Source organism: Ruegeria sp. CDSB114 (genome assembly GCF_059611025.1).
Genome location: NZ_JBXWOT010000013.1, coordinates 57,413 through 80,710, shown reverse-complemented (window position 1 = coordinate 80,710; position 23,298 = coordinate 57,413). Strand labels below are relative to the sequence as shown.

The 23,298-nt window shown below is 58.4% G+C and carries 19 protein-coding genes; 8 read left to right on the top strand and 11 right to left on the bottom strand.

Annotation, left to right across the window (positions count from 1 at the left end; all coding sequences use genetic code 11):
* Window positions 1-32: 32 nt before the first annotated feature.
* The gene (gene meaB / locus AC2FIP_RS19450) at window positions 33-1,010 is read right to left on the bottom strand and encodes a methylmalonyl Co-A mutase-associated GTPase MeaB (RefSeq protein WP_142638208.1); all 978 of its coding nucleotides are present in this window, start codon (window positions 1,008-1,010) and stop codon (window positions 33-35) included.
* 153 nt (window positions 1,011-1,163) lie between these two features.
* Between meaB and hrpB the strand changes: the two genes are divergently transcribed.
* From hrpB to AC2FIP_RS19435, 3 genes are all read left to right on the top strand, one after another.
* Window positions 1,164-3,596, top strand: a complete 2,433-nt coding sequence (gene hrpB, locus AC2FIP_RS19445) for an ATP-dependent helicase HrpB (protein WP_496787799.1) — start codon at window positions 1,164-1,166, stop codon at window positions 3,594-3,596.
* A gap of 139 nt (window positions 3,597-3,735) precedes the next feature.
* Window positions 3,736-4,194 carry an NUDIX hydrolase gene (locus tag AC2FIP_RS19440; RefSeq protein WP_282027762.1) on the top strand — a complete coding sequence of 153 codons (459 nt, stop codon included), beginning with the start codon at window positions 3,736-3,738 and terminating at the stop codon, window positions 4,192-4,194.
* A gap of 93 nt (window positions 4,195-4,287) precedes the next feature.
* Window positions 4,288-5,766, top strand: coding sequence for an inorganic phosphate transporter (locus tag AC2FIP_RS19435; RefSeq protein WP_496787797.1), 1,479 nt, complete (start codon window positions 4,288-4,290; stop codon window positions 5,764-5,766).
* Window positions 5,767-5,770: 4 nt separating this feature from the next.
* Here AC2FIP_RS19435 and AC2FIP_RS19430 read toward each other — a convergent pair whose 3' ends face one another.
* From AC2FIP_RS19430 to AC2FIP_RS19405, 6 genes are all read right to left on the bottom strand, one after another.
* Window positions 5,771-6,736, bottom strand: a complete 966-nt coding sequence (locus tag AC2FIP_RS19430) for a 2-dehydropantoate 2-reductase (RefSeq protein WP_496787796.1) — start codon at window positions 6,734-6,736, stop codon at window positions 5,771-5,773.
* Window positions 6,737-6,803: 67 nt separating this feature from the next.
* Window positions 6,804-7,766 carry a pirin family protein gene (locus AC2FIP_RS19425; protein ID WP_282027759.1) on the bottom strand — a complete coding sequence of 321 codons (963 nt, stop codon included), beginning with the start codon at window positions 7,764-7,766 and terminating at the stop codon, window positions 6,804-6,806.
* Window positions 7,767-8,075: 309 nt separating this feature from the next.
* A complete protein-coding gene (locus tag AC2FIP_RS19420) occupies window positions 8,076-8,417 on the bottom strand; it encodes a 5-carboxymethyl-2-hydroxymuconate Delta-isomerase (protein WP_496787794.1) in 342 nt (113 codons plus the stop codon).
* Between the two features lie 57 nt (window positions 8,418-8,474).
* Entirely contained in the window at window positions 8,475-9,401 is a 927-nt protein-coding gene (gene argF / locus AC2FIP_RS19415) for an ornithine carbamoyltransferase (RefSeq protein WP_271950442.1), read from the bottom strand.
* A 28-nt stretch (window positions 9,402-9,429) separates the two neighbouring features.
* Window positions 9,430-10,617: an aspartate aminotransferase family protein gene (locus AC2FIP_RS19410; RefSeq protein ID WP_496787792.1), complete on the bottom strand. Its 1,188-nt coding sequence runs from the start codon at window positions 10,615-10,617 to the stop codon at window positions 9,430-9,432.
* Window positions 10,618-10,856: 239 nt separating this feature from the next.
* The gene (locus AC2FIP_RS19405; RefSeq protein WP_496787791.1) at window positions 10,857-11,114 is read right to left on the bottom strand and encodes a zinc ribbon domain-containing protein; all 258 of its coding nucleotides are present in this window, start codon (window positions 11,112-11,114) and stop codon (window positions 10,857-10,859) included.
* Between the two features lie 61 nt (window positions 11,115-11,175).
* On the opposite strand from AC2FIP_RS19405, the gene AC2FIP_RS19400 reads away from it, so the two are divergent.
* A complete protein-coding gene (locus tag AC2FIP_RS19400) occupies window positions 11,176-11,553 on the top strand; it encodes a MerR family transcriptional regulator (protein ID WP_496703360.1) in 378 nt (125 codons plus the stop codon).
* A gap of 47 nt (window positions 11,554-11,600) precedes the next feature.
* Window positions 11,601-12,494: a DMT family transporter gene (locus AC2FIP_RS19395; protein WP_496787789.1), complete on the top strand. Its 894-nt coding sequence runs from the start codon at window positions 11,601-11,603 to the stop codon at window positions 12,492-12,494.
* On the opposite strand, the gene AC2FIP_RS19390 is transcribed toward AC2FIP_RS19395, so the two are convergent.
* Window positions 12,476-13,279, bottom strand: a complete 804-nt coding sequence (locus tag AC2FIP_RS19390) for an ABC transporter permease (RefSeq protein WP_142638062.1) — start codon at window positions 13,277-13,279, stop codon at window positions 12,476-12,478. The genes AC2FIP_RS19395 and AC2FIP_RS19390 overlap by 19 nt on opposite strands.
* Before the next feature lie 126 nt (window positions 13,280-13,405).
* Between AC2FIP_RS19390 and AC2FIP_RS19385 the strand changes: the two genes are divergently transcribed.
* Window positions 13,406-13,981, top strand: a complete 576-nt coding sequence (locus tag AC2FIP_RS19385) for a GcrA family cell cycle regulator (RefSeq protein WP_142638060.1) — start codon at window positions 13,406-13,408, stop codon at window positions 13,979-13,981.
* 101 nt (window positions 13,982-14,082) lie between these two features.
* Here AC2FIP_RS19385 and AC2FIP_RS19380 read toward each other — a convergent pair whose 3' ends face one another.
* The 3 genes from AC2FIP_RS19380 to AC2FIP_RS19370 all read right to left on the bottom strand — a co-directional run bounded on the left by AC2FIP_RS19380 (window position 14,083) and on the right by AC2FIP_RS19370 (window position 18,641).
* The gene (locus AC2FIP_RS19380) at window positions 14,083-15,171 is read right to left on the bottom strand and encodes a Hint domain-containing protein (RefSeq protein ID WP_496787788.1); all 1,089 of its coding nucleotides are present in this window, start codon (window positions 15,169-15,171) and stop codon (window positions 14,083-14,085) included.
* Between the two features lie 124 nt (window positions 15,172-15,295).
* Window positions 15,296-16,372, bottom strand: coding sequence for a T6SS phospholipase effector Tle1-like catalytic domain-containing protein (locus tag AC2FIP_RS19375; protein WP_142638056.1), 1,077 nt, complete (start codon window positions 16,370-16,372; stop codon window positions 15,296-15,298).
* On the bottom strand, window positions 16,350-18,641 hold the full coding sequence (locus AC2FIP_RS19370; protein WP_496787786.1) for a xanthine dehydrogenase family protein molybdopterin-binding subunit: 2,292 nt from the start codon (window positions 18,639-18,641) through the stop codon (window positions 16,350-16,352). Before AC2FIP_RS19370 ends, AC2FIP_RS19375 begins: the two co-directional genes overlap by 23 nt.
* Window positions 18,642-18,783: 142 nt before the next feature.
* Here AC2FIP_RS19370 and AC2FIP_RS19365 point away from each other — a divergent pair, with 142 nt between their 5' ends.
* Window positions 18,784-21,936, top strand: coding sequence for a valine--tRNA ligase (locus tag AC2FIP_RS19365; RefSeq protein WP_496787785.1), 3,153 nt, complete (start codon window positions 18,784-18,786; stop codon window positions 21,934-21,936).
* Window positions 21,937-22,079: 143 nt separating this feature from the next.
* On the top strand, window positions 22,080-23,243 hold the full coding sequence (locus AC2FIP_RS19360) for a benzoate/H(+) symporter BenE family transporter (protein WP_496787783.1): 1,164 nt from the start codon (window positions 22,080-22,082) through the stop codon (window positions 23,241-23,243).
* Window positions 23,244-23,298: the final 55 nt, after the last annotated feature.

The window sequence follows — 23,298 nt, the reverse complement described above, 5'->3', positions numbered from 1 at the left end:
AAGAGAATGAGATCAAAGGCTTGAATAAGGCCTTAGCCAGCGACTAAAGCAGACAACATATGTTCCGCCGCAACCGACGGACTGAGCTGACCAGTGCTGACCTGCGAGCCCAGACGCTCCATTTCCGAGCGCGCTTGTGGAGTCGCCAGGCGTGCCAGAAGGGCAGACCGAACCTCTTGTTCGAACCAATATTGTGCTTGCGTGGCGCGGTTGACCTCCCAGTGGCCATTTTCACGGCGCCATTTACTGAGGGACTGCATCTCCTCCCAGGCTTGAGCCAGCCCATGTTCCTCGACCGCTGAGACAGTCATCGCTTTGGGAAACCCTTCCGGGTCCTGGGGGCGTTTACGCAACAGACGCAGCGCCCCGGAATAATCGGCGCAGGTGCGAGTGGCGGCAGATTTCAGGTCACCATCCGCCTTGTTGACCAAGATCATGTCGGCCATTTCCATGATACCGCGCTTGACGCCCTGCAGTTCGTCACCGCCCGCCGGGGCAAGCAACAGCATAAACAGATCCGACAACTCGGAGACAACCGTCTCCGATTGCCCGACACCAACCGTTTCGATCAAAACAACATCGAACCCAGCGGCCTCACATAAAGCGATGGCCTCACGTGTGCGGCGGGCAACGCCGCCCAGGTGCGACTGGCTGGGTGATGGACGGATAAAGGCGTTTTTCTCGCGGCTCAGGCGTTCCATCCGGGTCTTATCCCCCAGAATGGACCCGCCCGACCGAGTTGAGCTGGGATCTACTGCAAGAACTGCAACACGCAGCCCCTGCCCTGTCAGCATCATACCAAAGCTTTCGATGAACGTGGACTTGCCGACGCCGGGCGTTCCTGACAATCCGATCCGCAGGGCCTGGCGGCCCTCTTTGGTCAATCTGGTCAGCAGTTCCGTCGCCTGCGCACGATGATCGGCGCGACCGCTTTCCACCAGCGTGATACCACGGGCCAGCGCGCGCCGGTCTCCGTTCAAAATCCTGTCACTCAGGCTGTCCAGTTCCATTTCGCCCCCAATCAGTTGCGGCAGTTCTAGTTGCCGTCCCAATGAGGGGTTTGTCCAGACCAGAGCGCACAAGAATTTACCTCTGGGATATGTGCTCTCCGGGCATAAGAGACGGAACTGGACCTTGTCGTACCGTTGGCGGATAAAGCCCGCATGATACGCCTGCCCATCGACGACGCTATTCCTGACCTTCTTGCCGCCCTAAAGGCTTCGGGCCGCGCAGTGCTGCAGGCACCTCCGGGCGCGGGGAAAACAACACGAGTGCCGCTGGCGATATTCGAGGCGGGGCTATGCGATGGCAAGATCGTGATGCTGGAACCACGCCGCCTGGCGGCCCGGGCTGCTGCTGAGCGCATGGCCGATACGCTGGGACAGCGCGTGGGCGACACAGTTGGTTATCGCGTGCGGGGCGAGGCGAAGGTATCGAAATCGACCCGGATCGAGGTCGTCACCGAAGGTATCCTGACCCGGATGCTGCAAGTCAAACCCGATCTGCCCGGCATTAGTGCGGTGATTTTCGATGAATTCCATGAACGGTCCCTGAACGCGGATCTCGGCCTGGCCTTGTGCCTTGAGGTCGCCGGGGCATTGCGGGACGATCTGATCCTGCTGGCAATGTCGGCAACGCTAGACGCTGAACCCGTGGGGCGGTTGATGGAGGCCCCCGTTGTTACGTCCCAAGGGCGCAGCTACCCGGTCGAAACACGTTGGCTGGACCGACCGCTAGGACAACAGGCGCGAAAGCTGGACGCATTGGTCGATCTTGTGGTTCAGGCCGAGCGCGAAACAGAAGGTGGGATGTTGGTGTTCCTGCCCGGAGAAGGCGAAATCCGCCGGGCCGAGGCAGCCTTGGCTGGCCGGCTATCCAGCAAAGCTACGGTGCGACCACTATTCGGCGCGATGCCTTTTGCTGCCCAGCGCCAAGCGATTGCACCGGTCGAAACCGGTCGCAAAGTGGTTTTGGCTACGTCCATTGCCGAGACCTCGTTGACCATTCCAGACATTCGCGTGGTCTTGGACATGGGACAGGCTCGGCGGGCGCGTTTCGATCCGGGTTCGGGTATGTCCAGACTAGTGACCGAGCGGGTGACGCGCGCCGAGGCAACGCAGCGCGCTGGCCGCGCTGGTCGTGTCGCCGAAGGCAAGTGCTATCGCTTATGGTCGAAGGGCGAAGAAGGCGCGCTGGCCGCCTATCCCCCGGCCGAGATCGAAGCAACCGACCTGACCGGGCTGGCGCTGGAACTGGCATTTTGGGGGGCGGGCCCCGAAGAACTGTCTTTCCTGACCCCTCCACCCGAGGGCACGATGACAGAGGCACGCACGTTGCTGATGATGCTGGGCGCGCTGGATGGGAAGGGACGGATCACCGACCACGGGCGGTCACTAGCGGCGCTACCTCTGCACCCGCGATTGGGACATATGCTGGAACAGGTCGGCCCCGCCGCCGCACCTTTGGCCGCTCTCATGGCCGAGCGCGATCCCTTACGGGGTGCTCCGGTGGATATGTTGCTTAGGCTCGAAGCCATGCGAGATATGCGCGCCTTTCAACGCAACCGTGTCTGGCAGGTCAACATTGGTGCGTTAGAACGGATAAAAACCGAGACCAAGCGGCTGCAAACCAAAGGCAACCTGTCCGACTTCAGCCCAGCGGCAACAGCTGCACTCGCCTATCCCGATCGCATTGGACAACGGCGCAAAGGGGATGAGCCGCGTTATGTGTTGTCAGGAGGGAAGGGTGTTGTGCTGGATGGCAGCGATACGCTGGCTGCCGCGCCTTATCTGGTTGTGACCGATACCGATGGCAACCCCCGCGAAGCAAAGGTGCGCATGGCCGCACAGATCTCGGAAAAGGAAATTCGTGACTTGTTCGAGGATCAGATCACCTGGATCGAGGTCTGCGACTGGTCAAAACGTGACCGCCGTGTCGTTGCGCGCAAACAAGAACGGCTAGGCGCAATCACGTTGAGTGATCGTGTTTGGAAAGAGGTTCCGGACGACGCGGTCGCATTGGCGATGCTGGATGGCGTCCGTGATCTTGGCCTGCGACTGAACGGGGCCGCTGCGCGATTGGCGGCACGGGTGGAACTGGTCCGGACCGAAGGCGCAGAGCTGCCTGATTTCTCGATCGAGGGGTTGACCGACACGCTGCAAGACTGGCTGTTGCCGATGCTTTCCGGCGTCCGCAATGCTGAAGACTGGAAACGGTTCGACCTGTTGCCAGCGTTGCGCGCCCGACTGGACTGGGCCCAGACGCAGGAACTGGACCGGCGCGCTCCAGGGTCGTTTGAAACTCCTCTGGGGCGAAAGGTGCCGATAGATTATGGCGGTGCAGTACCGGAAATCTCGGTGCGGCTGCAGGAACTGTTTGGCGTCACGCACCATCCGGTCATCGGCGGCGAGCCCCTTAAGATCACGCTTCTTTCCCCGGCCCAACGACCCATCCAGATCACGCGCGACCTGCCCGGTTTCTGGGCTGGGTCATACGCGGATGTGCGCAAAGATATGCGCGCGCAATATCCCAGACACCCTTGGCCCGAAGATCCGACCAAGGCCGACCCCACCCTGCGCGCAAAACGTCGAAATTAGGCGGCCGTCGGGAATTTTCGTCGAAAATTCTTGGCATGAAGATGCGGAAAGCACGGCGATTCCGGGCGTTCATTGAAGATTATCTGTTTCATTGCTATGTGGGCTGCTCAGGTAAAACCCGGGTACGCGAACGACAAACATGACAAAATGGCTGCGAAATATTTGGGAAGAGGTCGCCCGGCCTCTGTTCCTGCGCCCCCATCGGGTGCAGTTTGGCGCCTTGTGCACCCGCGAAACACAGGACGGGCTGCAGGTTCTTTTGATCACCAGCCGGGACACCGGACGCTGGATCATCCCCAAAGGTTGGCCGATTGATGGCCTGGATGGCGCTGAGGCTGCCCGGCAAGAGGCCTGGGAAGAAGCCGGCGTGCGCGCCCAATCCCTATCCAAAGACCCAGTTGGGCAATATACTTATGACAAGATCCTGAAAGACGGGGCCAGCCAGACTGTGGTGACCAATGTCTATCGGATCGAAGTGCAGGAACTGGCCGATATCTACCCCGAGGCCGAGGAAAGGACCCGCGAGTGGGTTTCGCCCGTGATAGCGGCCGGACGTGTTCAGGAGCCCGAACTGCGCGCTTTGCTGCTGCAGCTGTGACACCTCCACAAAAAGTGATGACGCCACGGTTGCTCGTCTGAGCGAAACCGTATAGCCGCGGGTGTTCTTTTGGAAACCGCCCGCAATAGCCTGATGTCGAACCCAAGCTCCAAACCCCGTTGGCAATCGCTGGACAGCGATCTGGCGCGCATCTCACGCGTTGAGTATGCCAATGCCCATGTGGCACGCCCCATGCTGGCGCCGGGTATCGCCTTCGCCTTTATTGCGCTGGCCGGGCTGACGGCCGCAGTGGTTTTTGGGCGGGCTGATGGCGGGTTGATCGTTGTCGCGGCAGCGGGTTTTGGGGCCTATATGGCCATCAATATCGGCGCAAATGATGTTGCCAATAACATGGGCCCCGCTGTCGGGGCCAACGCGCTGACCATGACCGGCGCAATCGTCATCGCAGCCATCGCAGAAAGCGCGGGGGCCTTGCTGGCAGGTGGGGATGTCGTCTCGACGATTTCGAAAGGGATTATAGACCCGGCATCGGTTCACGACAGCACCGTCTTTATCTGGGCGATGATGGCGGCTCTGATTTCTTCGGCCATGTGGGTCAACTTGGCCACCTGGGTCGGCGCGCCGGTGTCGACCACACACTCTGTCGTGGGGGGCGTCATGGGTGCGGGCGTCGCAGCAGCTGGCCTAAGCGCGGTCAGTTGGACCACGATGAGCGCCATTGCCGCCAGTTGGATCATCTCTCCTGTGTTAGGTGGAACTATTGCCGCTGGCTTTCTGGCTTTGATCAATGCCAAAATTCAGTATCAGGACGACAAGATCGCCGCTGCCCGCCGTTGGGTGCCGATACTCGTTGCTGTCATGGCAGGTACCTTTACCACCTATTTGGCCGTCAAAGGCCTGAACAATCTGGTCAAAGTTGAGCTTGAAGTCGCTTTGCTGTTCGGTCTGGCCACCGGATTTCTGACATGGCTGGTGACAGTCCCTTGGGTGCATCGCAGATCAGAAGGACTTGAAAACAGAACGAAGTCTCTGAAAACGCTGTTTGGGCTACCACTTATTATTTCAGCAACATTTCTTAGCTTTGCCCACGGCGCCAATGACGTGGCAAATGCGGTTGGTCCGTTGGCGGCAATCGTGCATACGGCGCAGTTCGGGGATTTCGCTGCACAAGTCGCAATTCCAACCTGGGTGATGGTGATCGGAGCGCTGGGAATTTCCTTTGGGCTGTTCCTGTTTGGCCCAAAATTGATCAGGATGGTCGGCAGTCAGATCACCAAGCTCAACCCAATGCGCGCATTCTGTGTCGCCCTTTCTGCGGCGATCACTGTGATCCTGGCCAGTTGGCTGGGCCTGCCCGTCAGTTCCACCCATATCGCAGTGGGCGCGGTCTTCGGAGTGGGCTTCTATCGCGAATGGCATGCCGAGCGGCGCAGAAAGAACGCGAACCACCAACGACTGCCCGAGCGGCGCCAGGCACAGGAAGAGAAAAAACGCCGGAAACTCGTCCGTCGCTCGCATTTCATGACGATCGTGGCTGCCTGGATCATAACGGTCCCCGCTACCGCAGTGTTATCAGCCGCTATCTTCTGGACACTGACGGCTTTTCTCTAACCCATCAGCTTCGGATTTGCTCGGGAGTAAGCGGGGATTTTGGGTTCTGTGCAATCTTTTCGCGAACCTGCGCGCAGATTGGGGTCGCAATGCCTTGCTGCTCGCCCAAACGGATGATCTCGCCTTGCAGACTGTCGATTTCCGTTGGGCGCCCTGCCATCAGGTCATAGGCCATAGAGGTGCGCGCCGAGGGGTCAATGCTCAGCATCCGGGAGGCAACCCGCGAAAACAAGGGCGTCGGCAGGCGCAGGATATACGGTGTCATCCATGTGGGCAGCGGCGTCATTGACACAATCGGTTGGCCGGCGGAGTGCAGCACGGTCAGAGCCTCGGACATCTGATCCGCCATCAGTTGGCGCCAGTTGCGGTCCAGCAACTGCTGTTTCAACGTCAACCCGGACAACGCATTCAGCGCGTTATTGAGATTGATCACCAGCTTGCCCCATTGGACGGCTTCGATCTGGTCACTCTCTGACACCGGTAGGTCGGGACCAGTCAGCTTTGCGCCCAAATCGCCGAGGCCGGATTGGATAACGATTTCACCAGAAGTCGCGCGATGAAATCCGCCAGTATCTGTCGGGACGACGTTGAAGGGCACCATACCGGCGCGGACATCGTGGTGCGGAAGCATCGTACGTAAGGTGCCTGCGTTTTCCAGTCCATTTTGCCAGGAGAGGATCACAGCGTCTGGAGCGTGTTTCCCGATATCCTTCGCCATCTCTTCCGTCGCGCCGGTCTTTACCGTGACAATGACTATTTCAGCATCACTCAGTTCCGCCGGATCTTCGGTCAGGGACAGGTTGGTTACATGACACCGCAGGCCTGAAAAATCTGTGACCATCAGCCCCTTATCCCGGATCGGGTCGAGGATTCGTGCCCGCCCCAACAGGGTGACATCGTGACCGGATCGGGCCAGCAAAGCCCCGCAGTAACATCCAATGCTGCCCGCCCCCGCGATTGCGATCCTCATGACGCCCCTCCCCTTCGGTCAAAGATTGCCGCGATCCGCCTGTCAGACAAGGCCAACTGACGCCAGGTCAGCGCGCGCGCCTCGGACGGGTGCGTTCAAGGTCTTCTGAAATCGGGATGAAGTCTTGATCGTCCCCCGGAGGCAGTTGAAAAGCCCCTTTGGCCCAGTCCGCCGTTTTCCATTCGCGGGTGGCTGCTTCTATCTTTTCCTTTGAGGACGACACGAAGTTCCACCAGATATAACGATCCTCGTTCAACGTCGCACCTCCAAGCAACATTAGCCGCGCACCCTGCGGCCCTGCCTGAACGGAAAGGCGATCCCTTGGCCGAAACACCATCATACGACCTTGGGTGAACTGATCGCCGGCAATCTCAACCGTTCCTTCCGTCACATAAACACCGCGGTCCTCCTGATCATCAGGCAAAGGAAAAGAGGCCCCGGGGGCAAGCTGCACGTCCAGATAGAAGGTTTCAGACAGTGTCGTGACCGGGCTGCTTTCACCATAAGCCGAGCCAAGGATGAGACGAGCGCTGACCCCAGCATCCTGAATATGGGGCAGCGCAGATTGTTTGTGATGTTCGAAGTCCGGTGCAATATCTTCCTGGTCCTCTGGCAGCGCGATCCAGGTCTGAATGCCAAAAAGACTGTGTCTTTTGCTGCGCGTTTCCTTGCTGGTGCGTTCAGAATGGGTCACGCCACGTCCTGCAATCATCCAGTTGACCTCACCGGGATAGATCATCTGATGGGTACCCAAGCTATCACGATGCTCAAATTCCCCTTTATACAGGTAGGTGACCGTGCCCAACCCGATATGAGGGTGAGGCCGGACGTCTATACCGCCTTCTGTGATGAATTCTGCAGGGCCGACCTGGTCAAAGAAAATGAACGGGCCAACAAGCTGTCGTTTGACCGAGGGTAGCGCACGGCGCACCTCGAACCCACCCAGATCACGTGCGCGAGGAATGATCAGTGCCTCTAAAGACGGGTTCTCAGTCAAACGATCGGGGTTGTGAGACGGGTTCCAGCTCATTCCAGTTTCTCCCTTTTTCGGCAGGCAACGGTTCGCCCCTGCAAGATGCAGGCCGCTGCACCTGAAAGAAACCTCAATAATTGCACAACTCCGGTGGATTTTTGTCCGTTATGACATATCATTAATGTTATTACATAACAATTCTAACAGAAATTCCACCTGAGAAAAGAACCATCCAGACAGCTCGCTATCCGATCACCTGTTTGACGGGGAATGCAGGGCATTTTTGCTGCCCTGCAAAGGAATGTTGCTTGCGGCCAAAGAAGGTGTCAGTCGCCGTGCTTCAGATAGACAAATTGCCAAACACAATCACGCCAGGCGTTTGGCATAAGACGCATGGTTCAGTTCGACCTCTTGCACCGTGATGCTGCCAACCTCGGGCATGGCAACAGTCAGAACATCCAAAACGGTAGCGTTCAGTTCAGCTCGCGTAGCCTCATCCCGGCCCTGCATCAATAAAAGCGTCGCATGGACAAAGGTCTGCGGTTCGGTCCCGATCCGAAAATAGGTAACCGGATTGGCACGGATCTTAAGGGCCGGTGCATCAAACTCAGCATGTTCAGAAAGCACCGCAAACAACTTCTCGCAGACCGCGTGGAAATCATGTTTCTCTTCAAGACCCTGAGAGAATTCGAGGACTATATGGGGCATTGTGCACTCCGGAAATCATGAGAGAGCACGCGGCTCTCTCTTGCCATTTTCATGTGTTCAGACGCCCAGACACCAACGCATAACGGCCTTCTGGGCGTGCAGTCGGTTTTCGGCCTCGTCAAAAATGACCGAGTTCGGCCCATCCATGACATCGGATGTCGCTTCTTCTTCGCGGTGCGCGGGAAGGCAATGCATGAACAGCGCATCGGGTTTGGCATGGGCCATCAATTCGGCGTTTACCTGATAAGGACGCAGCAGGTTGTGGCGCCGTTCTTTCGCGGATTGAGAGTCGTGCATCGAAACCCAGGTATCGGCGACAACCAGATCGGCCCCATCTACAGCCTTGTAGGGGTCCCGTTCCACAACAATCTTGGACCCTTTTTGACGGGCAAAACCCATGAAATCCTCTTCGGGGTCGAATTGCGCCGGGCCCGTAAAAGTCAGATCAAACCCGAACTGGCCCGCCGCGTGAAGGAACGAGGCACACACATTGTTACCATCGCCAGTCCAAACGACTTTCTTCCCGGCGATCGGGCCACGGTGCTCTTCGAACGTCAGAACATCGGCCATGATCTGGCAGGGGTGGGTGCGGTCGGTCAGGCCGTTAATCACCGGCACATCGGAATATTCCGCCATCTCGGTCAGGATGGTTTCGTCAAAAGTCCGGATCATGATCATATCGACATAGCGCGACAGCACGCGGGCGGTGTCAGCGATGGTTTCGCCGTGACCCAACTGCATGTCCTTGCCCGAAAGGACCATCGTCTGACCACCCATCTGGCGCACGCCTACATCAAAGGACACGCGCGTCCGGGTTGACGGTTTTTCAAAGATCAGGGCGACCATGCGGTCTTTGAGTGCCAATTCGTCATCCGGTGCCGCCTTTGGCTGCCCCAGACGCGCCTGCTTCATGGCAGCAGCCTGGTCGATCATGCCCCGCAAAGCGGCGGCATTGGTTTTGTGAATGTCGAGGAAGTGCTTCATGTCGTTTCGCTTTTCTAATCGGGTGGGCTCAGGCAGACGCCAGATTGCTTTCGACCTGCGCGGCCGTTTTCTCCAGACGAATAACCGCCTGTGCAATGTCGTCCTCTGTGAGGGTCAAAGGCGGCAATAGGCGGATCACATTGTCAGCGGCGGGAACGGTGATGAGGCCGTTATCATATCCCGCATTCACCACATCCAAGTTGGTCGCCTTGCATTTCAGACCCAGCATGAGCCCTGCGCCGCGCACCTCTTCGAACACGTCCGGATGATTTGCAATCAATCCTTCGAGCTTCTGGCGCAACATACCCGCCTTGCGATTGACCCCGTCCAGAAAGGCGGGGGTTGCAACCTGGTCGATCACCGCGCAGCCCACCGCGCAACCGAGAGGGTTGCCGCCATAGGTCGACCCGTGCGTACCTGCCGTCATGCCGCTGGCCGCGTCTTCGGTGGCCAGCACCGCACCCAGAGGGAACCCTCCACCGATGCCCTTGGCGACCATCATGATGTCAGGCGTGATGCCCGCCCATTCATGGGCAAAAAGTTTACCGGTACGCCCAACGCCGCATTGGACCTCGTCGAGGATCAGCAACAGGCCATTGTCGTCGCAGATCTGACGCAGCGCTTTGAGTTCGGCATCAGGGACGGGGCGAATACCGCCCTCGCCCTGAATGGGTTCGATCAAGATCGCCGCGGTCTTGTCCGAGATCGCATTGGTGACACCGTCAAGATCACCAAATGTCAGGTGTACAAAGCCGGGCAGCAGCGGGCCAAAGCCTTTGGTCATCTTCTCTGACCCCGCAGCGGCGATGCCTGCCGAGGACCGACCGTGAAACGAACCGTCAAAGGTGATGATGTCGACCCGTTCGGGCTGATCTTTATCGTAGAAATATTTGCGTGCCATTTTCACAGCCAGCTCGCAGGCTTCCGTGCCTGAATTGGTAAAGAACACCGTGTCGGCAAAGGTATGTTCAACCAGCTTATCAGCCAGCGCCTGCTGCTGAGGGATGTTATAAAGGTTCGACACATGCCACAGCGCGTGGGCCTGTTCCGTCAGCGCGTTCACCAGCGCCGGATGCGCATGGCCCAGTGCATTCACAGCAATCCCCGCGCCCATATCCAGAAAACGTCGGCCATCCGCCTCGGTCAGCCAAGCGCCTTCGCCCTTCACAAAGGTCAGGGGCGCACGATTATAGGTCGGCAGAACGGACGGGATCATCGGATCATCCTTTTCGATATGTTGAGCCCCGTGAGTGATACACGAGGGCCATGTTCGTCAACTGATTTGGTGGGAGATGCGCCGATTTGGACAGCGCAAAAGGATCAAACGGGCCGGTTACGCGGCAAAGCGTCGGCGTCGAAGTCGCAGGATATCAGCGTGTTTGATCATGGGTGCCGTATAGCGCCGAAGTTTTGCGATGAAAAGGGCTTTGTTGCTGCAACGCTGCAACCCCCGTATCAGCCTTCGCTCCAGCGGTCTAATCGCCCCATACCGCGCGTAAAAGCCCAGGCAAGAATGCGGGGCATGCCCTTGTTCACCAGCGCATCCAGACAATGGGACTGAAATTCCTCGAGCGAGGCATCGGGATGTCGAAACGCACCGTCCGCGTAACAGAGTGAACAATACCGTGTGCTGCGGGTTCCGTCCGTTTCGCTGCCGCCCCCTTCGGTATCCTTGCTAAGAGGCATGCCGCAGCTTTGACATTTGGATCCCATCATCTTTCCCCTTGCAGGCTTTGACCACGGACCATAAGATCAAAACCATAGAGTATAGTCAATGGTTTTACATATGCGTATCGGAGAACTGTCCCGCCGAAGCGGGTTGCCCCGCGACACATTGCGGTTTTACGAGCGGCACGGATTGATTGCCTCGCGCCCCGGGCCAGAAGCGACAAACAGCTATCGCGACTACCCGGATGACACGCTGATCACGCTGGAACAGATCGGCGATGCACAGGCGGCGGGGATCAGTATCGCCCAACTTGCAACCCTGCTGGGGCAACTTGGTGCGGCTGATCCCGAAACCTTTGACGGCGTAGCATTTCTTCAGGAACGGATCGAAGAGGTTGAGGCGCGGATCGAGCGCGCAAATCGTTTTCTGGACAGCTTGCGACAGGCCAAACAGGCTCTTGCTACACCGTCGGGACAGCCCTGACCGTTTTACCCCTTGCCTTTCGTCCACCCGTACAGCACCGCTTACGCATGTTCGTTCCCAAAGCGCATAACCCGCCCCTAGCGGCACTGTTGATTTTTGTCGCCAGTGCATTCCTTGCAGCAACTACCCTGCTGGCCAAAGCTTTGGGGACAGATACGCTAGGTGCTCCTTTGCATCCAATGCAGATCAGCCACGGGCGGTTTCTATTCGCCTTCCTGGTCATCGTTTCGGCAGTGGGCATCATGCGCCCTACCCTGCGGCGGCCCCATTGGGGGCTGCATATCGGTAGGACAAGCTTTGGCTGGCTGGGAATCACGCTGATGTTTGCATCGGTCGCGTTCATACCGATGGCGGATGCGACGGCGATTTCGTTCTTGAACCCGGTCTTTGCGATGGTTCTGGCCATTCCCTTGCTGAAAGAAGGCGTCGGCCCCTGGCGCTGGCTGGCGGCGGCGGTGGCCCTGATCGGGGCATTGGTTCTGCTGCGCCCGACACCTGCGAGCTTCCAACCTGCGGCGTTACTGGCGCTGGCGGCGGCGGTCGTCATTGGGATGGAGCTGATCTTTATCAAAAAGCTGTCAGGGCGAGAGAGCCCGATCCAAATTCTATTGGTGAACAACGCGATGGGCCTGACCATCGCATCAGTCGCGGTGAGTTTCGTGTTTCAGATGCCCAACCCGGCGCAATGGGCGGCCCTTGCGGGGATCGGCGCATTGATGGCTTGCGCACAGGCCTGTTTCGTTAACGGCATGGCGCGGGCAGATGCGTCTTTCGTAGCGCCGATAAGCTATGCGACACTGCTGTTCGCTGCGCTATATGATTTTGCGATATTCGATGTGGTCCCCGACGCGGTCAGCCTGATTGGATCTGCCATCATCTTGGCCGGAGGGTTGATTCTTGTGTGGCGCGAGGCGCGGCACCGTCAGGCCTTGAGCCGATAGCCCGTTCGCAGCATCTGCCAGGTCAGTGCACCGACCACCAGTGTTGCAGCCGTGCAGATCAACATCCCAAGGTAGGGCGAGCTGTCCGAAACCCCAATCATACCATAGCGCAGCCCGTCGATCAGATAGAAAACCGGGTTGGCGTGGCTTAGCCGGTACAAAACCGGCGGCAATGCCTCGACCGAGTAAAAGGTTCCAGAAAGAAACGCCAAAGGCGTGACGATGAAGTTGGTAATCGCAGCCATCTGGTCGAACTTATTGGCGAATATCCCGGCAAAAAGGCCCAGCGCGCCCATAAAGGCCCCTCCCAGCACTACAAAGATCATGGCGATCAGTGGGTTCTGCGGGACAATACCGAGCACCAGCGCCAGCGCGGTTGCAACGACGACAGCGATCAGAAAGCCACGGGCAATGCCGCCCGCAAGGTATCCCAGCAGAATCTCTAACGGCGAAAGCGGCGGCATAAGGGTATCGACGATGTTGCCCTGTACTTTCGAGATCACCATCGAGGACGACGTATTGGCAAACGCATTCTGGATCACCGTCATCATCATGATGCCCGGCGCCAGAAAGGTCAAAAATGGCACGCCCATCACATCAGACCGGCTGGGCCCGATAGCGATGTTGAAGATCAGCAGAAACAGCCCCGCAGTCACCAGCGGTGCCAAAAGTGTCTGCGTCCACACTGCCATAAACCGCAAAGTTTCCCGCCGGGCCAGCGTATAGAGACCCATCCAGTTCACCGCACCAAAGCGGCGTGCCTCCTGATCCATGAGATTCTGCATGATCTGCCCTCTACCTGATTCGAAGACCGCTTGTAACTCGGACCGCAGTGTTTAAAATAGGGGGCTGAGACGAATTCCCAAGGCGGCCCGAATCCGGGGCCGCTTTCCGCTTTTGAAAGGCAAATGATGTCCTGGACTGACGAGCGTGTAGAGCTGCTTAAAAAGATGTGGGGCGAGGGCCAGTCGGCCAGCCAGATCGCCAAGGAACTGGGCGGTGTGACCCGCAATGCGGTTATCGGCAAAGTCCACCGGCTGGGCCTGTCGAATCGCGCAACCGGCGCGACCCCCGCCAAGGCTGAGCCAAAGGAAAAACCAGCGCCCGCGCCCAAGGCCGAGGCCAAGCCCAAACCCACGCCCAAGACGGAACCGGCACGTCCAGCCGCAGCGCCGGCAGCCGAGGCCAAGCCCGCTGTTCCGGCCCGCCGTCAGATCATCCCGGCCGGTCAACCGCTGCCGCCGCAACCTTCAGCGAACGAGATCAGCCCCGAGGCGCTGGCCAAGGTCAACGAGGTTGAGAAGAAAGCCAAAAAGCTGACACTGATGGAACTGACCGAGAAGACCTGCAAATGGCCCGTCGGCGACCCCGCGACCGAGGATTTCTGGTTTTGCGGTCTGCCCGTTGAGGCAGGCAAACCTTATTGCGAAGCGCATGTGGGTGTGGCGTTCCAGCCTATGAGCTCACGTCGCGACCGGCGGCGGTAAGGCTCTGACGAAGGCAGGCACCTAGCAAAAGAGCGCGGTGCCCGCAGCAGGCCGGAATGTAGGTAATACACCTGTTTTGGCTCTGCGTCATCTAAGAGCGATCACACTGGAATCGAAGAAGAGTCGTAATCTGCCAAAAGCGGCCGCCGGTTCCGTGCATGCCGAGCGATCAATCGCTTTTGCCGCCCCCCCTCTGGGATTTTGTAGTTGGTCTTTTGCATCGGGGTTTCGACAAGATCGGGGAACAGCGTAACAAGCTCTTCCATGGCTGCTGCCGGTAGAGATTTCAGTGCTTCATCGCCAAGCAAAAGGCTCTCGGTCGGGGCGCCATCTGCATAAATTACCTCATGTTCAGAAAACACCAGGTGGAAATAAGTAACTTCTGTAATTCTGTCGTCGACGTATATCCCCGGAAGCTCGACCAACTTTATAGCTGAGACCAGAACCTCGGGGCACTCAAACATGCGCTTAACGATCGCCGAGGATATCAGCATCCGGTGCTGACGGGACACGAGCAGGTCGCGTCTGGGCAGGCCCTGCCCTAGCGCGCCAGCGCAAATGCGTACTGGGTAAAGCTTGGGATGGCGGCGCAAATCCCGCGCGCTGACATGTCGCCGAATGATTTGTGACAAAGGCTGCGTGCAACCATGATCCGTCAAGACACGATCACCTTGCTTCAAACTCTCGATCAGGACAGGGCCCTGATCGGTCGCAATCAACGTTCCTGCCGTAAGGCACGGTATGGTGCCCGGTGTCGGAGTGGTGTTCACCGAATAGGTTCCACCATCGTCGGTGGAAATAAGTGAATCTCCCGCCCCGGCCTCGCCGATGACCGTCGAGCTCATCCCATTGGCGGGGCCAGCTGTCGCCGTTATCGGGCCGGGGCTGGGGGGATCGCTGAAAGAGCTGAACTGATAAACCGTTGACCCGTCGGATAAAGAGATACCATTGGTTTTACCGAGCCCGGTAAAGGTGGCGGAACTGGCTGAGTCAATTACATAGACGTCCCGGCCTGCGACTGTCGTCGGGGTGATCCCATCAAGCGTGTTAGTGCTGCGGATGGATCCGTCAGAGTTGTAGATCGTAACAACAAGCCCAGAAACATCCGCACCCGCGTCAACAGCGACCTCGATAAAGTCCTGTGGTGGGCCTCCAAGGTACTTGAGTTCGGAAAAATATGGGTCTGCCATATGTCAATTCGCCTTTGTGTTCGGCGTGAGTATGATGATCCGATACTTGTTTCAATATATGAGTACTAGGGTCTCACTAACCAGTAAATGTTCCCAGTGATTTTTGTTCGCAGCTGGAACCGAATTACTGCGCTGGATGCGATGGCAAATCCAACATCGGCACCCAACCGGGCAGTTCGTTTGGCGAAACCGAGACATGCAGCCGCTCGGATCGGTCGCGGCCTACTTTGCGGTGCTTGCGCAGTAGGAAAATCTTACCCCAACCGCGCCATGTGCCGACCGAACGCGCATGAGGGTCGATCACAAAGCGGTCTCTCCATCCCTCCGGCAACGGCAGGCCGTGCAGCTCTGCCTTGTCCAGCATCCAAACCAGCGAGATGTTGCTAAGGGGGCGGGCTTCTTCAAACCCGTTCAACTGGCCACCCACATCGCCATGGGTGCCTCGGAACCAGACTTGCTCGATATGGCCTTTAAAATCGGGGGTACATTTCCACAGGACCGGCTCGAATACCTCGCGCGTTTCATCCAGCGCCATCGCGTGGTAGCCGTGGCGTGTAGCGGGACCAAGCTGATGGTTGTGGAAGGCGTGGCGATCCTCGGCCCAACGCCAAAGCAGCGGTAGACGCAAGCCCAGCGCTTTTACTGTATCCCACACGCCGATCATTTCGATTGCAACATCTTCATGGCAGAACTGCCGGCGAAACGCAGCGGCGGCGCTACCATTGGCATTGCATTCATAGTGGCGGTAGGCCTGTTTGATATTCCTTACGGTCGCGTGCTCTGCCTTGAGCAGGCCAATCATGTCGATCACACCCGCAAGGCTGCGCACACCGTAGGCCCCACGTGAGTAGCCGATGAAATAGATACGGTCGCCGGGCTTATACCGCGAGGCCAGATAGCCATAGGCCCGGCGTATCTGGCGATTGATCCCCCGCCCCATCATCACATCCAACGAGGACTTCCAGCTTTCCCATTGCACGCCGGCCTCATAGAAGACGGATACCTTGCTTCCCATCTCGCAGCACAGCCGCAGCGCCTGCCCCGCATGAGTTTCATATCCGGGCTCAAGCGTCGACATGGTGCCGTCTAGAATGATGACATGGCTGACAGGTTCGCGATGGCGCGTTTCGGCCGAATGCTCGGAACGCAGCGGCCGTCCAAGCCACCCCAGTACCTTTCTACTCAGCCGCGACAGTTGCATCGTTCAGCAGTTCCCATACTTTGTGCGGCGTAAAAGGCATATCGGCCTGCCGCACCTCGTGATCCCAGAGCGCATCCTGAACCGCATTTGCCACTGCAGCCAGCGCGCCCACGGTGCCGGCCTCTCCGCATCCTTTCATTCCCAACGGGTTAGAGGTTGACGGTACCGGCGCCGAGGTAAACTTAATCATGGGTATCTCGGCTGCGCGGGGCAAGGCGTAATCCATCAACGATGCCGTGAGCAGTTGCCCCTGCGCATCATGGACAACATGTTCGGACAGCGCCTGACCGATGCCTTGTGCGACACCACCATGAACTTGCCCCTCGGCCAGCATCGGATTGATAAGATTACCGAAATCATCGACCACAGTATAGCGGTCTACCCATGTTTCGCCGGTACAAGGGTCAATCACGATTTCGACAACATGTGCCCCGTTGGGATAGCTACGGTCGTCCAGCGTGATGCTTGCCTGATGCTGCAACAAATCAACGCGCCCGTCGGCACGGGCCATATCCGCGGCCTCGGTCAAAGTGGGCGTCAGGTTTGATCCCGGCGCGCGGAAGGTTTCAAAATCAAAGCGCACGTCGCTTTCCTCCACCCCCATCTTATCTGCGAGATAGGGCGTGAATGCGGCAACCATGACGTCGATCGTGGCAAGCGTCGCTGTACTTTGCACCGTAACTGATCTCGATCCCCCGGTTCCCCCACCATTCGGAAGCTGGTCGCTGTCACCTTGAACTACGGTGATGCAATCCAGGGGAACCCCGGTTTGGTCAGACAGGAACTGAGCATAGACCGTTTCGTGCCCCTGCCCGTTGGATTGGGTTCCGACAAAAAGTTTCAAGGTGCCATCCTCAACGAACTCGATCTTTGCGTTCTCGGAAGGGTCGCCCAAAATGCTTTCGATATAGTAACAAATCCCCTGCCCCCGGAACAAACCGCGTTCAGCATCGGCGATCTTGCGGGCGGCAAAGCCGCTGGATTGTCTTTGGTTTTGGGACAGGACCATGTCGAAATCGCCGACATCATACGTTTCGCCGGTCGCGGTCTTGTAAGGAAATGCCTCAGGCCGGATGAAATTCTTGCGCCTCAACTCCCAGGGATCCACTCCCAGTTCTCGGGCCGCGCGGTCGAAAGCGCGTTCAAGGACATATATCGCCTCGGGCCGTCCTGCGCCGCGATAGGCGTCAACCTGCGTTGTATTGGTAAAGAACCCCTCGACCCGCAGAAAGGTGGTTTGTACATCATAGGCGCCCATCAACACTTTGCTGAAGAGATTGGTTTGTATCGCCTGGCCGAAATGGCTGTTATAGGCCCCAAGATTTACCTTGCTGTGCACCCGATAGGCGGTGATCCGGTGATCGCTGTCAAATGCCAGCTCGGCCAGCGAAGACAGGTCGCGGCCATGGTGATCGGACAACATTGCCTCGGAACGGTCAGACATCCAGTGAACAGGCTGGTCCAACTTCATCGCAGCTACGGCCACACAGAAATATTCAGGATAGGGCATGACCTTCATGCCGAACCCGCCACCGACATCCGGGGTCGTGACGCGGATATCTTCGGGGTTGAGTCGCAACTTTTGCGCCAGCTGACCACGCATGGCCCAAACCCCCTGCCCGCCATAGGAAAAGTGCAACCGCCCATCAACCCAATGCGCCTGACAGCCCCGCGGTTCAATCGACGTGATGATCACTCGATTGTCTTCCACATTCAGTGCAACGGTATGAGCCGCCTGCTGAAACGCAGCAATAGTTGCCGCCTCATCGCCCAGCGCCCAGTCAAATGCCCGATTATCCGGAGTTTCCGCGTGCAGCGTTTCTCCGCCCGCACACACGTCCAGTTTTACGGGCAAGTCTGAGGTTTCGACCCAGATCAGCTCGGCCGCATCGCGGGCCTGTAAGGCGGTGTCGGCAATGACTACAGCGACGGGTTCTCCGACAAACCGTATGCGATCCGCGGCCAGCATATGCCGGTCCGGCGCAACGGCTTTCGAACCGTCTCGGTTATTCAGGATGGCCGCATTCATACACGTGTCGATCCCGGCGGCCTTCAGGTCGTCCAGCGTCATGATGAGCCGCACCCCTTCGGCCGCGTGCGCGTCATCCAGATCCAGCGCCCCAATCACCCCATGTGCCACCTGGGATCGCACGAATACCGCATGCAAAGCCCCGTGCGGCAGGACATCGTCCATAAAATGCCCCTGCCCGGTCAGAAACCGCTGGTCCTCGGTCCGTTTGACGGGCTGGCTTTTGCCAAACTTTTCCACCGCGCGCTCCTGTCTCTGCCTCTAGGCGACATTAGGCTGCGATGCATCATTGTCCATAGCCCCGGCGCTTGGCCCTTTCCCTTTTGCTATCCTTTCGATATTGCAAGCGCTAACCCGAATTTGTTGACGCAGGACGCATCCAATGGCGATGGAAAAGACATTCAACGCGGCCGAGGCCGAGGCCCGCATTTACGAGGCCTGGGAACAGGCCGGAGCCTTCAAGGCGGGCGCGAACAGATCGCGCGATGAAAGCTTTACCATCATGATCCCGCCACCCAACGTGACGGGGGCGCTGCATGTGGGACACGCGTTCAATAACACGCTGCAGGATATCCTGACCCGCTGGCACCGGATGCGCGGCTTCGACACGCTTTGGCAACCCGGTCAGGACCACGCAGGCATCGCCACGCAGATGCAGGTTGAAAAGATGCTGGCGGCGCAGGGCAACGAAGGGCGGCGTGAACTCGGGCGCGAGAAGTTCCTTGAGAAAGTCTGGGAATGGAAGGGTGAATACGGCGGCACGATCATTGAACAGCTCAAGCGTCTTGGCGCCAGCTGCGATTGGTCGCGCAACGCGTTTACCATGGCAGGTGCACCGGGTGACCCGCGCACAGGGCATGAGAATTCTGCAAATTTCCACGATGCCGTCATCAAGGTCTTCGTAGAAATGTACGAAAAGGGCCTGATCTATCGCGGCAAGCGTCTGGTCAATTGGGACCCGCATTTTGAGACCGCAATCTCGGATCTTGAGGTCGAGAATATCGAAGTCGCGGGCCATATGTGGCACTTCAAGTACCCGCTGGCGGGTGGTGAGACCTATACGTATGTCGAAAAGGATGAGGACGGGAATATCGTGCTTGAGGAACAGCGCGACTATATCTCAATCGCCACGACACGGCCCGAAACAATGCTGGGCGACGGCGCGGTTGCGGTTCATCCGTCAGATGAGCGCTACGCGCCAATCATCGGCAAACTCTGTGAAATTCCTGTTGGACCAAAGGAACATCGTCGCCAGATTCCGATCATTACTGATGACTATCCCGATCCCGATTTCGGCTCGGGCGCGGTGAAGATCACCGGCGCGCATGATTTCAACGACAACATGGTCGCCAAGCGTGGCGGTATTCCGATGTACCGTCTGATGGACACGCGTGGCGCAATGCGGGCCGATGGAGTGCCTTACGCCGAGGAGGCGGGCAAAGCGCAGGAATACGCACGCGGCAAAGCATTCACCGAGAATGAGATCGACGCGATCAACCTGATCCCCGACCACCTGCGCGGGCTCGACCGGTTCGAGGCGCGCGCCAAGGTTGTCGAAGAGATCACCGCCGACGGTCTGGCCGTCATGACCCGCGCCGATAATCCGGTTCTGGGCACAAAGCTGGGTGAGGACGACGACCCGGCTGCACTCGTCCCGCTGGTCGAGAGCAAACCGATCATGCAGCCCTTTGGCGACCGCTCGAAGGTCGTGATCGAACCGATGTTCACTGACCAGTGGTTCGTGGATGCCGAAAAAGTCGTCGGCCCCGCGCTGGACGCGGTCAAGGACGGCACGGTCAAGATCATCCCGGAATCGGGCGAGAAGACCTATTACCACTGGCTGGAAAACATCGAGCCCTGGTGCATCTCGCGCCAGTTGTGGTGGGGGCATCAGATTCCGGTTTGGTATGGTCTCGACCTGTCGGCCGAAAACTTCAAAGATGACGAAAACGACGGCAACCTTGATCTGGTCGAATTGGGTCGTTTGCTGAACGAAGGTGGTATGTTGCATCGTGGCAATGTCATGGAATGCGCGTCGAGTCTGGAGGCAGTGACTGAAAAATTCCTGGACGATAATGCAAACATTCCCAGCCCGCTAAGCCACGCAACTGTAATCGAAGTTGCCGATAAGCAAGAAGCGATCCATCAATTCGCCGAAAGCCTTGCTCAGTATGCAGTTGAACAAGACCCGACGAAGCTGGTTTATCCGGTTTGGCGTGACCCCGACGTTCTCGACACCTGGTTTTCCTCCGGCCTCTGGCCCATCGGCACGCTGGGCTGGCCCGAGCAGACCGAGGAGCTGGAACGCTACTTCCCCACGGACGTTCTGATCACCGGCTTTGACATCCTGTTCTTCTGGGTCGCCCGGATGATGATGATGCAACTGGCGGTGGTCGATCAGATCCCGTTCCACACCGTCTACCTGCACCAGCTCGTCCGCGACGAGAAGGGCAAGAAGATGTCCAAGACCACCGGCAACGTCATCGACCCGCTGGAGATCGTGGACGAATTCGGCGCCGACGCGCTGCGCTTTACCAATGCCTCGATGGCGGCGATTGGCGGCGTGTTGAAACTGTCTCGCGAACGCATCACCGGCTATCGCAACTTTGGTACAAAACTTTGGAACGCTGTTCGCTTTGCCGAGATGAACGAGGTCTTCACCGACGCCGTACCGCAACTAAACGTCGCCGATCTGAAACCCAAGGCCGCCGTAAACCGTTGGATCATAGGCGAAACTGCCCGCGTACGGGCCGAGGTCGACGCCGCACTGGAAAGCTATCGTTTCAACGATGCGGCCAACGGGCTTTACGCCTTTGTCTGGGGTAAGGTCTGCGACTGGTACGTTGAACTCTCCAAACCGCTGCTGCAGGGTGACGATGCCGAAGCACAGGCCGAGACCCGCGCTACCATGCGCTGGGTTCTGGACCAGTGCATGGTCTTGCTGCACCCGATCATGCCCTTCGTTACCGAGGAACTGTGGGGGCTGACAGGCACGCGCGCCAAGATGGTCGTACACGCCGACTGGCCGACTTACGGCACCGAACTGGTCGACCCAGAGGCGGATCGCGAAATGAACTGGGTGATTTCGGTGATCGAGAACACGCGCTCAGCTCGTGCGCAGATGCGGGTTCCGGCGGGCCTTTATGTACCGATGCTGGTGACAGAGATTGACGCGCATGGCCAAGCTGCATGGGACCGTAACGAGGCGCTGATCAAGCGGCTGGCGCGGATCGACAGCCTGACCAAAGTGGATGCATTTCCCAAGGGAACGATCTCGATTGCCGCGCCGGGTGCGACGTTCGGTTTGCCGCTGGCAGATATCATCGATATCGGCGCCGAAAAGGAACGACTGGAAAAGGCCAAGGGCAAACTTGCCAAGGAATTGGGTGGTTTGCGCGGTCGTCTGAACAATCCGAAATTTGTGGCCTCGGCCCCGGAAGAGGTTGTCGCCGAAGCCAAAGCCAACCTCGCCGCCCGTGAAGAGGAAGAGGTGAAACTGAACGAGGCGCTGGCACGTCTGGCCGAAATCGCCTGATCTTCGTCTGCTCCAAACCGTTCAAGATACCAGACCCCGCCACGCCCGCGTTGGCGGGGTTTTCGTTCCCCGGCCCGGATTTCGCCCTGTTCACCTCCGCTTACGATTGCTAGCAAGTGCAGGTTGATAACGCTGAGGGCAGAATGACACGTGCATTTCCACCAATGCAGACCATCTCAACCGGATTGGTTGTGGCCATCGTCGGCTTTTTCAGCTCATTCCCCATTGTATTGCAGGGGCTGGATGCGATGGGCGCGTCACCGGAGGAGGCCGCATCGGGCCTGATGACCGCCGCCATCGCCATGGGGCTGGCCGCCATCGTGCTGAGCTTGCGCTACAAGTTGCCGATCAGTGTCGCCTGGTCCACGCCGGGTGTCGCGCTGTTGGCTGTATCCGCTACACCTGTCGAGGGGTTCTCAGGAGCTATCGGTGCGTTCCTGTGCGCTGGCGCTTTGACGATTGTGGCTGGGTTGTGGAAACCGCTGGGAAGGTTGGCAGCTGCAATCCCGACCACGTTAGCGCAGGCAATGCTTGCCGGGGTTCTGATGCCGCTATGTATCCTCCCGTTCAAAGCGGCCGTCGAGATTCCGTCGCAGGCGCTACCCGTAATCCTGACATGGTTCATCGCGGGGCGGTTCAACCGGCTTTTTGCGGTTCCCGCGGCAGTGATCGCAGCAGCCGTTGTAGTCATCCTGAACGCCGGGGATACAACGATCATGCCCGAGCGTCTGGTTGCGGCACCGATCTGGGCCATGCCTACATTCTCGCTGGCCTCGGCCATAGGGATCGGAATGCCGCTGTTCATCGTCACTATGGCGACACAGAACATCCCCGGCATCGCGGTGATGCGCAGCTTTGGCTTTGCGCCCGTGCCGGGCAAATTGTTCTCGGCCGTCGGAGGGGCCAGCCTGCTGTCCGCCCCGTTCGGAGCCCCCGCCACCTGCCTTGCCGCCATCACTGCCGCGATGTGTTCAAATCAGGATAGTCATCCCGATCCTGCGCTGCGCTATTGGTCGGCCATCATGGGTGGCGTATTCTATTGCCTGTTTGGTATTTTTGCCGTGGCCATCACCGGATTTGCCGCCCATGCCGATCCGTTGCTGGTGGGGACGCTGGCCGGGGTCGCACTGATCGGCGTGCTGGCAAATGCGATCCACGCTGCGCTGGAGGTTGTGGCCGAGCGTGAGGCGGCGATCCTGACTTTTGCTATCACTGCGTCCGGTATCACAGTCTTCGGGCTGGGGGCCGCGGTCTGGGGTTTGCTGGCTGGTGGCATTGCCTATCTGGTGACTAACCGGCTGCGATAGCCGCTTAGCCTTGAGGCCACAGCCAAAGCAAAACCAGCTTAAATTTGGATCATTG

What these genes read in the sequence shown, in the direction of transcription:
- meaB (WP_142638208.1), bottom strand. Translation starts at nt 1,010, where the DNA reads ATGGAACTGGACAGCCTGAGTGACAGGATTTTGAACGGAGACCGGCGC.
- hrpB (WP_496787799.1), top strand. Translation starts at nt 1,164, where the DNA reads ATGATACGCCTGCCCATCGACGACGCTATTCCTGACCTTCTTGCCGCC.
- AC2FIP_RS19440 (WP_282027762.1), top strand. Translation starts at nt 3,736, where the DNA reads ATGACAAAATGGCTGCGAAATATTTGGGAAGAGGTCGCCCGGCCTCTG.
- AC2FIP_RS19435 (WP_496787797.1), top strand. Translation starts at nt 4,288, where the DNA reads ATGTCGAACCCAAGCTCCAAACCCCGTTGGCAATCGCTGGACAGCGAT.
- AC2FIP_RS19430 (WP_496787796.1), bottom strand. Translation starts at nt 6,736, where the DNA reads ATGAGGATCGCAATCGCGGGGGCGGGCAGCATTGGATGTTACTGCGGG.
- AC2FIP_RS19425 (WP_282027759.1), bottom strand. Translation starts at nt 7,766, where the DNA reads ATGAGCTGGAACCCGTCTCACAACCCCGATCGTTTGACTGAGAACCCG.
- AC2FIP_RS19420 (WP_496787794.1), bottom strand. Translation starts at nt 8,417, where the DNA reads ATGCCCCATATAGTCCTCGAATTCTCTCAGGGTCTTGAAGAGAAACAT.
- argF (WP_271950442.1), bottom strand. Translation starts at nt 9,401, where the DNA reads ATGAAGCACTTCCTCGACATTCACAAAACCAATGCCGCCGCTTTGCGG.
- AC2FIP_RS19410 (WP_496787792.1), bottom strand. Translation starts at nt 10,617, where the DNA reads ATGATCCCGTCCGTTCTGCCGACCTATAATCGTGCGCCCCTGACCTTT.
- AC2FIP_RS19405 (WP_496787791.1), bottom strand. Translation starts at nt 11,114, where the DNA reads ATGGGATCCAAATGTCAAAGCTGCGGCATGCCTCTTAGCAAGGATACC.
- AC2FIP_RS19400 (WP_496703360.1), top strand. Translation starts at nt 11,176, where the DNA reads ATGGTTTTACATATGCGTATCGGAGAACTGTCCCGCCGAAGCGGGTTG.
- AC2FIP_RS19395 (WP_496787789.1), top strand. Translation starts at nt 11,601, where the DNA reads ATGTTCGTTCCCAAAGCGCATAACCCGCCCCTAGCGGCACTGTTGATT.
- AC2FIP_RS19390 (WP_142638062.1), bottom strand. Translation starts at nt 13,279, where the DNA reads ATGCAGAATCTCATGGATCAGGAGGCACGCCGCTTTGGTGCGGTGAAC.
- AC2FIP_RS19385 (WP_142638060.1), top strand. Translation starts at nt 13,406, where the DNA reads ATGTCCTGGACTGACGAGCGTGTAGAGCTGCTTAAAAAGATGTGGGGC.
- AC2FIP_RS19380 (WP_496787788.1), bottom strand. Translation starts at nt 15,171, where the DNA reads ATGGCAGACCCATATTTTTCCGAACTCAAGTACCTTGGAGGCCCACCA.
- AC2FIP_RS19375 (WP_142638056.1), bottom strand. Translation starts at nt 16,372, where the DNA reads ATGCAACTGTCGCGGCTGAGTAGAAAGGTACTGGGGTGGCTTGGACGG.
- AC2FIP_RS19365 (WP_496787785.1), top strand. Translation starts at nt 18,784, where the DNA reads ATGGCGATGGAAAAGACATTCAACGCGGCCGAGGCCGAGGCCCGCATT.
- AC2FIP_RS19360 (WP_496787783.1), top strand. Translation starts at nt 22,080, where the DNA reads ATGACACGTGCATTTCCACCAATGCAGACCATCTCAACCGGATTGGTT.